The following is a 9,262-nucleotide window of genomic DNA, read 5'->3' on the forward strand; positions in this document are numbered from 1 at the left end:
ATCCTCCTTTAAATTTTTCAAAAATATCCAAATGTTATCTAACCTTATCCAATAATGGCATAAAGTCTTTTGGTGAATCGCCAGGTACCATTTGTGCAAATAATTTTACACCCTTAGCCGCCAAGGCATCAAAATCTGCAATATCCTTATCTACAACGTTAATAGAACGAGTTACAGAACGCGTTTCCGGAGTTTGAGACATATTCCCTACGTTCAACTCAGGGAGCTCAACCCCGTACTCTACCAAGCGAAGGAAGTTTTCTGGACGACGAGCAACAATCAAGAGACGTTGACTATCATACTTGCCCTCCTTAATATTATTAGCAGCCTTTTCAATCGGTAAAATCGATAATTTTACGCCTGGAGGACATGCTAATTTCAGTCCTTGTTTTTCAATGTCATTTTGAGCAACAGCATCATCGATAACCATGATACGACCGATGTTCAATTTCGTCGTCCATAAGTTAGCAACCTGACCGTGGATCAAACGACCATCAATACGCGTAGCAATAATTGCCATACAGTGTTCTCCTTTTCTTCATAAATCTTTTAGGCAGAAACCGATTAAAATTTCTACAAGTCTTTTATAACGGGTCTTTGTGAAAAATGAATCTTCTCTCTATATTTTCCTTCTGTCTCGAAGACAATTATTTCATTCGCTCCTTTCTTTAAGTATCCTTTTGGAATATAGAGATAGAGGATTGGCCCTTTTTCCCAAAAACGTCCAATATTTACATTATTAACGAAAACAACTCCCTTACCAAAACCTGTCATGTCTAAGTAAGTATCCGCAAGTTCATCCAGTTCAAACTGATAACGATAGAAAGCAGCTTGACCTTCCTCCCAGCCCTTACTAAAATCCAAGTCCTCAACTGACTCAAGATGCAAAGGATAGGTTTCCCAATGACCAATAAAATGTAAATCAGCCATCGCACCTCGACCAAGCCCTTTAGACTGGGTAGGAGCCGTTAGTTTGTGCCCATAGTTGACACGTCCCATATTTTCTACCAAAATATCTAATTTTAGCTTGTCATCTTTAAAATCCAATTCAACATCGTCACCAATCTCAGTCTGATACTGAGTTGCAACGAATTTTCCATCTGCATAAATTTGGATACGGTCACGCGCATCAACCACTCGGAAACGTTCCGCTTCTGTCTTATCCCGCTCCAGCTCTGTTCTATATAAAATATAACCTGTTGACTGATCAAGTTCTTCCATATTCTTAGGATAAAACCCTTTCACGCAACCGCTTACATTTTCTAGAGTAGCAAATAAACTCACCTTACCATGAAGCGACACATCTGAAAAAGCTTTTGCCTCTTTTACAAGCGGTTCTGCATACTCTAATTCAGGATAGACTTCTTTCAAACGTTGTTGCAAAAGATAAAACTTCTTAGTAGGATTTCCAGCTTCATCCAATATAGCATCATAATCATAAGAAGTTACCTGAGGCAAATCAATTTGACCACGAGCAGAGCAACCATTCATGAAACCAAAATTTGTTCCACCATGGAACATGTACAGATTCAAGGAGCCCAATTCGATACATTCCATAACCGAATCAACCATTTCCTCCGGCTCTCTACGAATAATTTCATCGCCCCAACGATTGAACCAACCATCCCAAAATTCCATACACATGAGTGGCCAATTCTTCTGATGTTCATTAAAGAATGCCGTCATATTTGCAAAATTCTCTCTAGCTTTAGAACCAAAGTTTCCTGTTACAAATACATCGTCCTCTATCAGTGTTCCTGCACGTAATGTTGCTCGCCAAGAACCGTCCGAGGTAAACAAGGGAGCAGTTAGACCATGTTTACGCATCAAGCCAGCCACCGATCTTAGATACTCCTTCTCCTCACCATAAGAGCCATACTCATTTTCCACTTGGAACATAAGTACATTTCCACCCTGTGCGAGTTGGAGCTTGGCCAATTTAGGAATAAGAGAAGCGTAATATTCATCTAAGTGCTGCAAGTACACCGAATCACTCGAACGTACTCTAAGCTCTTCCTTCATCAACCAAGCAGGGAGACCCCCCCATTCCCACTCAGCACAAATATAGGGGGAAGGACGTACAATTGCATAAAGCCCTAATTCTTGAGCCAATTTCAAAAATCGCTCAATATCCAATATACCCTCGTAACAAAACTCACCCTTTCGAGGTTCATGCATATTCCAAGGGACATAGGTTTCAACCGTATTAAAACCAAGGGCCTTTAAGTTATACAAAGAATGGTACCAATCATCAGGATGGACACGAAAATAATGAATCGCTCCTGATAAAATCTTAAAGGGTTCACCGTTCAAATAAAATTGGTCTCCAATATAAAATTCTTTCATTTCTTCCTCCGATGCAACCGCTTACCTTTCTATTAATATACTAACACTTCTTTATGGTTATGTCCAGTACTTTTTAAAAAATTTTTTACCATTTTTTATCACCTTTATAAAGTGAAAAAGTATATTTTTGTGGGTATTTTAGCTATATTTTTTGATTTTCATCAACTAATTTAGTATAATAAGCTGTGGAAAGGAAGGAAATAAGTATGAAAGTACCGAAGTACCAACTTATACAAAACGACTTACGCCAACAGATTGTTTCTGGCAAATTTGAAAATGGCGACAAATTTTACACAGAATCTGAATTAACAAAACTATTTAATGTTAGCTCCATTACCGTTATCCGTGCAGTAAACGAACTAGTTAAAGACGGCTACCTCGTTCGCCAACAAGGTAAAGGAACCTTTGTATCTCGTTCACGCAAAGGGCGTCTTGTAGAATTTTCTGATATTGAGATTTTTCCTATGGATAAGGATAAGGTTACTGTTCTCTCGTGCGAAAAAGGCAATAAACCCGATATCCTTGAAAAACTAAATCTTGACAAGAATGAGTTTTACTATAAAATTGTACGCGTCCGCGCAGCAGAAGACACTCCATACATCTTCCACAATTCATACATCCCTCAACGATATATTCAGAATCCAGATGCTCCACTCGAGCACTATCAATCAATCTATCAACGCTTCAAACTGGACTACAATATCCACATGTCCGAGGAACCATTTGTAGAAACAAATGAAATTGTCAGCCCATCTCCAAAAGAGGTTGCCACCCATTTGAAATTAAAAGCGACTGAACCAGCTGTACTACAAAACAAAACAACTACTAACAGTACTAGCGGTGAAGTGATGGAATATACTGAAACTTACAAACACTGGAAGTATTACAAATTTGAAATTACAGCCAATCATCGCTAAAAAAACGCAGACTAACGTCCGCGTTTTTTTCATATCCAATAACAATCAAAAGTAGTCTAGGAAACGAAACCGAAAATAGAACTGGATTTCATCAAGGCTCTTGACAACGAATAATTTTGATTTTCGAAGAGTATTAATTCTAATATCCCCGTTGATGGGTAATCTTGTAACGAAACTGGTCCGCTCTAGCAATACTAAACGTAAACTCGATAATTCTATTCTTATCATTATACGTTTTTCTTACCAAATGAAGCACTGGACTATTGCTTGGAATCCCGAGTATCTTAGCTTCATTATCCAAAGCAATACTTGCATAGAACTCTTCTTCTGCCAAACGAATCACCTGATGATAATCCTCTGAAAAAATTTCATACAAGGGAGTTGACTTCATTCGCTGAGCAGCTAATCCAGGAAATAGCGAGGCAGGAACATATGTCCTTTCCAGCATCATCGGAATCTCATCGGCAAGTCTCAAACGTTCAACTTCAAACACTTCCTCACCCTGACTAAGTTGTAGATGTTGCGCAATATAGTCCGACGCCTTAACCAATTCAAAGGATAAAATAGATGTCCTCGGTACTTTCCCAATTTTTTTCATTTGCTCAGTAAAACTATAGGCCTGAGACAAATCAACTGCAGTATCTGAAATCTCAGATACATAGGTTCCCTTACCATGCTTCTTATAGACTAAGCCACGTTTTTCCAATTCTTGCAAAGCCAAACGAACTGTAATACGACTGACACCATAAACCTGTGTCAACTCACGCTCTGAAAATAACTTGTCATTCGGAGCCATCCTCTCACGAATTGCAACTTCCAATTCATCAACCAACTGCAAATAGAGAGGTTTTTCAACAGTTTGACTAACCATAGACTCCTCCTTTCTAACCCACATAAGCTTACAAATCTATTTTACACCAAATTTCATATATTAACAACATCTTGGGTGATAAAATACCATCTCTTCAAGCTAAAGCAAGGTTACCTCGTCTGGCAAAGTAATGGTCTCTTTTCCCTGCTTGTCCATTACCAAGATTGTTGAGGGATAAAAAGGATCAAAACGACTACTTAAATCTACAGCCAGTACATTTTTATAACCTTCCTGCGAAAAGACCAGCGTAATCTTACCACGACGATTTTTGATAGAAAAACGGATTACATTTTTCAAAGGAATAACTCCTTTTAAGTAGTGATCAATAACATACCAGAAACTATCAATCACTTCCCCGGGAAGCGAGGTCACAACTCCAAAACTTGCATAGCGCCCATTTGTTTGTTCAAAGGCCATAAGCCCCTCCTTTACAATAAGAAAAAAGCCTGTAAAACAGGATTTTCTTTTCTAACTTTATCTACTTCTCAGTTCTAAATAGCGTTTGTACCAGATATTAACGTAGGCTGGAGAGAATGGTCCGCGCTGGTTATTAATCCAATCAACCAGTATCTTGACATTTTCCTTCAAAATAAAATCAATATCATCCGAATACTTCATCGCCTTACGATGACGCTCATATTCATCCACGTCCAGCAGTCTCTTTTCGCCATCAGCAAAGACCTTAACATCTAGGTCATAATCAATGTATTTGAGCGCCTCATTGTCGAGAACATATGGACTAGCAAGGTTACAATAATAGGAAACTCCGTTTTCACGAATCATTGCAATGATATTGAACCAGTATTTTTTATGAAAATAAACGATTGCTGGTTCTCTTGTTACCCAACGCCTACCATCATTTTCAGTCACTAAGGTATGATTATTGACTCCAATAATAGCATTTTCCGTTGTTTTTAATACCATGGTGTCACGCCAAGTGCGATGAATTTCACCGTCATGCTTATAACTTTGAATTGTAATAAAGTCGCCTTCCTTTGGTAATTTCACTTTGTTACCAACTTTCTACAATTACAATTTATCTTGACTATTATATCATATTTTTCTAACCTAGGCTAAATTTTTTCACAGATAATCACGAAGGACCGTCCGAATCCGATCAAAGTCATAACCCTTTCGAGCTAAAGCCTGTATCAACCTTTGCTTCAATTCATAGCCTTCATATTTACGACTATATTTTCTATACTGCTTATCCAATTCTTTGGCGATTAAATCATCTTCATTTTCCTCATCAGCCACAAGTTCCAACTGACCCAGGCTTTGTTTGGCCGTCTCATAAGAAAACCCCTTACCCATCAATCCCTGTACAACTTTATCTTGCAAAGCTCGAAGAGGCAACTTTCTTTGGTATCTACCCACCAATTTCTCCCCAATCTTCCCAGCAAGCTCTGAAAAATCTTCCTCAGCCAGCCTTTTATCAATCAGCGGTTTAGGAATTCCTTTCTGCATCAACTTCTGACGAATCATAGCTGGTCCCTTATCTCCATTTAGAGCATTCTGACGAACATAGCTATCAACATAATTCCCATCGTCCAGCCATTTTTCCTCTTCTAATACCGTCACAATCTTGACAATATTGTTTTCTTCAATTTCATATTTTTTTAGATAATCACTAACTTCTTTTTGGGTACGTTGCTTGAAGGAAAGGTAATAAAGTGCTAGATTTTTCCCATAAGAAAACTGAGCAAAATCGCGAAGCTCACGAAACTCCTGCTCCGTGATTTCCTTTCCCTTACTAAGCATGAAGCGAACAATTGTGTCTTCCGTAATATACAAACTATCCTGACCATCCACTTCAAGTAAATAAAGATGTTTCTTCTTTTCAATTTTTGTAATTCTCATTCTTTCATTATACAGGATTTTTCGGTAAAATAATAATATGAATCTACAAGTAAACCAACGAATCCCCTTAAAAATCAAACGAATGGGCATCAACGGAGAAGGCATCGGATTTTATCAAAAAACGCTAGTCTTTGTCCCTGGTGCCCTTAAGGGGGAAGAAATTTTTTGTCAAATTACCTCAGTCAAACGAAATTTCGTTGAAGCAAAATTGTTAAAAATCAACAAGGAATCAAAATTCCGTGTCAAGCCTGCCTGTGACATCTATCAAGCCTGTGGTGGTTGTCAAATCATGCACCTCCGCTATGATAAACAATTAGACTTCAAACAAGATCTCTTGCAGCAGGCCCTAAAAAAGTTCAAACCAGCTGGCTACGAAAACTACACTATTTATCCAACAATCGGTATGGATAAGCCTAGTCACTATCGTGCCAAATTACAGTTCCAGACTCGATCTTTCAAAGATCAAGTCAAGGCCGGTCTCTATGCAGAAAATTCCCATCGCTTGATTGGAATTACGAATTGTTACGTCCAAGATGCCGAAACACAAGAGATTATCAACGGAATCGCAAAGCTACTCACCAAGCACCGTATTCCTATTTACAATGAGCGCAAGCAACATGGAATCCGCACGGTTATGGTCCGCAAGGCTCGAAAAACAGGCCAAGTTCAAGTGATCTTTATCACCTCTTGTCAGGTTAATCTTACTAAATTAATTGATGAACTCACCAGTCAATTTCCAAGTATAATCACTATTGCTCTAAACTGGAATAGACAGAAAACGAGTGATATTTATGGTGAAAAAACAGAAATTTTATGGGGAGAACAAGCTATCGATGAGGCTGTTTTAGATTACGAATTTTCACTATCTCCACGGGCATTTTACCAACTAAATCCCCAACAAACAGAAATTCTCTACGGCGAGGCCGTCAAAGCTTTGGACATTTCAGGAAATGAAAACTTGATTGATGCCTACTGTGGCGTGGGCACAATCGGCTTCGCCTTTGCTAAAAAGGTCAAATCTGTTCGAGGTATGGACATTATTCCAGAAGCCATCGAGGATGCTAAAGCAAACGCTAAGCGAATGGGACTATCCAATACCCACTATGAAGCAGGTAAAGCAGAAGAAATCATTCCAAAGTGGTACCAAGAAGGCTACAGGGCCGATGCCTTGGTAGTTGATCCTCCACGAACTGGACTCGATGAAAAGCTCCTCAAAACCATTTTGGATTACAAACCAGCTAAAATGGTTTACGTATCCTGCAACGTCTCCACTCTTGCAAAGGACCTTGTTGAGCTAAGCAAAGCCTACAAGGTAGAATACATTCAATCTGTCGACATGTTTCCCCACACAGCACGGACCGAAGCGGTTGTTAAACTAAGCAAAAAATAAAAGGCATATAAGACTATGATGGGTAAACCCACTATGGTCATATAGTGCCTTTTTGAGTGTAGAAAAAAGTCCCATATGACCTACACTGAAAAACAACAAAACTCACATTTTCCAACGCCAAATTAGAAACAACTAACAATCTCATCAAAGTCATTAAAAGAAATGCCTTTGGTTTCAGGAAGATGAAAACTATAAAAACCGATTTTGATGCTTTGAACAGTGAAAAGGGGCTCTATAATTTCTGTAGTGGGTAAAACCACTGTGGAGATTATGGAGCCATTTTTGAGTATAGAAAAAAAGTCCCATATGACCTATAATGAAAAGCGACGAAACTCACATTAGAAAGACTCATATGGAACAACTAAATCTTATCACAAATTTTCTCAGAATTAAAGACAAAAATATCGTTATCACTGATGAATATGATATGGGAACTCACTTAGAACTCCACGGTCACTTGGATTACACAGCCCCTAAATGCCCTTCCTGCAAGGGACAAATGGCAAAATACGATTTCCAAAAAGCCTCCAAAATTCCCTATCTAGAAACAGCTGGCTATCCCTTACTTATCCGTCTTAGAAAGCGTCGTTTCAAGTGCAAAGAATGTGCGAAAATGGCTGTCGCTGAAACTCCTCTTGTCAAGAAGAACCACCAAATCTCCGTCGCTGTTAACCAGAAGATCGCCCAATTACTCATCGAAAATCAAGCAATGACACATATTGCACACAGGCTATCCATCTCAACATCATCAGTTATCAGAAAGCTCAATGAGTTCAAGTTTGAAACAGATTGGAACACCTTACCTGAGGTGTTGAGCTGGGATGAGTATGCCTTTAAGAAAGGGAAGATAAGCTTTATCGCTCAAGATTTCAACTCCCTAAACGTCATTGCTATTCTGGACGGAAGAACTCAAGCAACCATCCGAAACCACTTTCTACGCTATCCTAGAAAGGTTAGAAATCAGGTCAAAGTCATTACCATGGATATGTTTAGTCCCTACTACAAATTGGCTAACCCCTTCGCTCTCCAATTTCTAAGCTCAGGCTGAAACAGTCTATTCCCAGACTGTTTCACTCCCAAACGCAAAGATTGTTCTGGATCGCTTTCATATCGTGCAACACCTTAGTCGTGCTATGAACCGTGTCCGTATTCAAATTATGAACCAACTTGATAGAAAATCGCAGGAATACCGAGCTTTGAAACGCTACTGGAAATTGATTCAACAGGATAGTCGTAAACTCAGCGATAAACGATTTTATCGCCCTATGTTTCGGATGCATTTAACCAACAAGGAAATTCTAGAAAAACTCCTATCCTACTCAGATGAACTCCGACAGCACTATGAACTCTATCAATTTCTCTTGTTCCATTTCCAAGAGAAAAATTCAGATCATTTCTTCAGTCTCATCGAACAGGAAATGGCCACTGTTAATCCTATTTTCCAGACGGTATTTAAGACATTTCTAAAGGATAAAGACAAGGTTTTAAACGCCATGGAATTGCCTTATTCCAACGCCAAACTGGAAGCTACCAATAATCTCATCAAAGTCATTAAAAGAAATGCCTTTGGTTTCAGGAAGATGAAAACTAGAAAAACGGATTTTGATTGCTTTGAACAGTGAAAAGGGCTGGGAATAGCCCTTTTCAGCTTATCTCCTGAAAATAAGAAAGAGATAAAGAAAGAGAGAACGAAGTTCGTCCTCTCTAGGTCTTAGCTTTTCATCTACCCACTACAGTTGACAAAGAGCCCAATAATCGGGAAGACAGGATTCGAACCTGCGACACCTTGGTCCCAAACCAAGTACTCTACCAAGCTGAGCTACTTCCCGATACTATTAAAAATAAAGCTCCCCTAACGTCTCCATTAAGCGAGTGATG

The 9,262-nt window shown here is 38.9% G+C and carries 8 protein-coding genes, 1 tRNA gene and 2 pseudogenes; 4 read left to right on the plus strand and 7 right to left on the minus strand.

Annotation, left to right across the window (positions count from 1 at the left end):
- Window positions 1–34 precede the first annotated feature (34 nt).
- Window positions 35–520 (minus strand): PTS sugar transporter subunit IIB, encoded by a 486-nt coding sequence (locus ODU34_RS09215; protein ID WP_004194095.1) that lies wholly within the window; start codon window positions 518–520, stop codon window positions 35–37.
- Between the two features lie 53 nt (window positions 521–573).
- A complete protein-coding gene (locus tag ODU34_RS09220) occupies window positions 574–2,346 on the minus strand; it encodes a beta-galactosidase family protein (protein WP_105178982.1) in 1,773 nt (590 codons plus the stop codon).
- Window positions 2,347–2,552: 206 nt separating this feature from the next.
- Between ODU34_RS09220 and ODU34_RS09225 the strand changes: the two genes are divergently transcribed.
- Entirely contained in the window at window positions 2,553–3,263 is a 711-nt protein-coding gene (locus ODU34_RS09225; protein WP_014637542.1) for a GntR family transcriptional regulator, read from the plus strand.
- Window positions 3,264–3,402: 139 nt separating this feature from the next.
- On the opposite strand, the gene ODU34_RS09230 is transcribed toward ODU34_RS09225, so the two are convergent.
- From ODU34_RS09230 to recX, 4 genes are all read right to left on the minus strand, one after another.
- Entirely contained in the window at window positions 3,403–4,134 is a 732-nt protein-coding gene (locus ODU34_RS09230) for a GntR family transcriptional regulator (protein ID WP_014735520.1), read from the minus strand.
- A gap of 99 nt (window positions 4,135–4,233) precedes the next feature.
- Window positions 4,234–4,551 carry a DUF960 domain-containing protein gene (locus ODU34_RS09235; protein WP_002942715.1) on the minus strand — a complete coding sequence of 106 codons (318 nt, stop codon included), beginning with the start codon at window positions 4,549–4,551 and terminating at the stop codon, window positions 4,234–4,236.
- Between the two features lie 57 nt (window positions 4,552–4,608).
- On the minus strand, window positions 4,609–5,142 hold the full coding sequence (locus ODU34_RS09240) for a DUF402 domain-containing protein (protein WP_004194106.1): 534 nt from the start codon (window positions 5,140–5,142) through the stop codon (window positions 4,609–4,611).
- A 75-nt stretch (window positions 5,143–5,217) separates the two neighbouring features.
- On the minus strand, window positions 5,218–5,994 hold the full coding sequence (gene recX, locus ODU34_RS09245; RefSeq protein ID WP_136647400.1) for a recombination regulator RecX: 777 nt from the start codon (window positions 5,992–5,994) through the stop codon (window positions 5,218–5,220).
- A gap of 37 nt (window positions 5,995–6,031) precedes the next feature.
- Here recX and rlmD point away from each other — a divergent pair, with 37 nt between their 5' ends.
- From rlmD to ODU34_RS09260, 3 genes and pseudogenes are all read left to right on the plus strand, one after another.
- A complete protein-coding gene (gene rlmD, locus ODU34_RS09250; RefSeq protein ID WP_398578472.1) occupies window positions 6,032–7,384 on the plus strand; it encodes a 23S rRNA (uracil(1939)-C(5))-methyltransferase RlmD in 1,353 nt (450 codons plus the stop codon).
- A 98-nt stretch (window positions 7,385–7,482) separates the two neighbouring features.
- Window positions 7,483–7,638: pseudogene (locus tag ODU34_RS09255) on the plus strand (transposase); the annotation flags it as partial.
- A gap of 98 nt (window positions 7,639–7,736) precedes the next feature.
- Window positions 7,737–9,022 (plus strand): annotated as a pseudogene (locus ODU34_RS09260) (transposase); the annotation flags it as partial.
- A gap of 117 nt (window positions 9,023–9,139) precedes the next feature.
- On the opposite strand, the gene ODU34_RS09265 reads toward ODU34_RS09260, so the two are convergent.
- A tRNA-Pro gene (locus tag ODU34_RS09265) sits at window positions 9,140–9,213 on the minus strand.
- Window positions 9,214–9,262 lie beyond the last annotated feature (49 nt).

Source organism: Streptococcus sp. 2018WUSS126 (genome assembly GCF_044427425.1).
GTDB classification, from domain to species: domain Bacteria; phylum Bacillota; class Bacilli; order Lactobacillales; family Streptococcaceae; genus Streptococcus; species Streptococcus hashimotonensis.

Excerpts from the sequence above, each read along its gene's own strand:
- ODU34_RS09215 (WP_004194095.1), bottom strand. The coding sequence starts at position 520 with ATGGCAATTATTGCTACGCGTATTGATGGTCGTTTGATCCACGGTCAG.
- ODU34_RS09220 (WP_105178982.1), bottom strand. The coding sequence starts at position 2,346 with ATGAAAGAATTTTATATTGGAGACCAATTTTATTTGAACGGTGAACCC.
- ODU34_RS09225 (WP_014637542.1), top strand. The coding sequence starts at position 2,553 with ATGAAAGTACCGAAGTACCAACTTATACAAAACGACTTACGCCAACAG.
- ODU34_RS09230 (WP_014735520.1), bottom strand. The coding sequence starts at position 4,134 with ATGGTTAGTCAAACTGTTGAAAAACCTCTCTATTTGCAGTTGGTTGAT.
- ODU34_RS09235 (WP_002942715.1), bottom strand. The coding sequence starts at position 4,551 with ATGGCCTTTGAACAAACAAATGGGCGCTATGCAAGTTTTGGAGTTGTG.
- recX (WP_136647400.1), bottom strand. The coding sequence starts at position 5,994 with ATGAGAATTACAAAAATTGAAAAGAAGAAACATCTTTATTTACTTGAA.
- rlmD (WP_398578472.1), top strand. The coding sequence starts at position 6,032 with ATGAATCTACAAGTAAACCAACGAATCCCCTTAAAAATCAAACGAATG.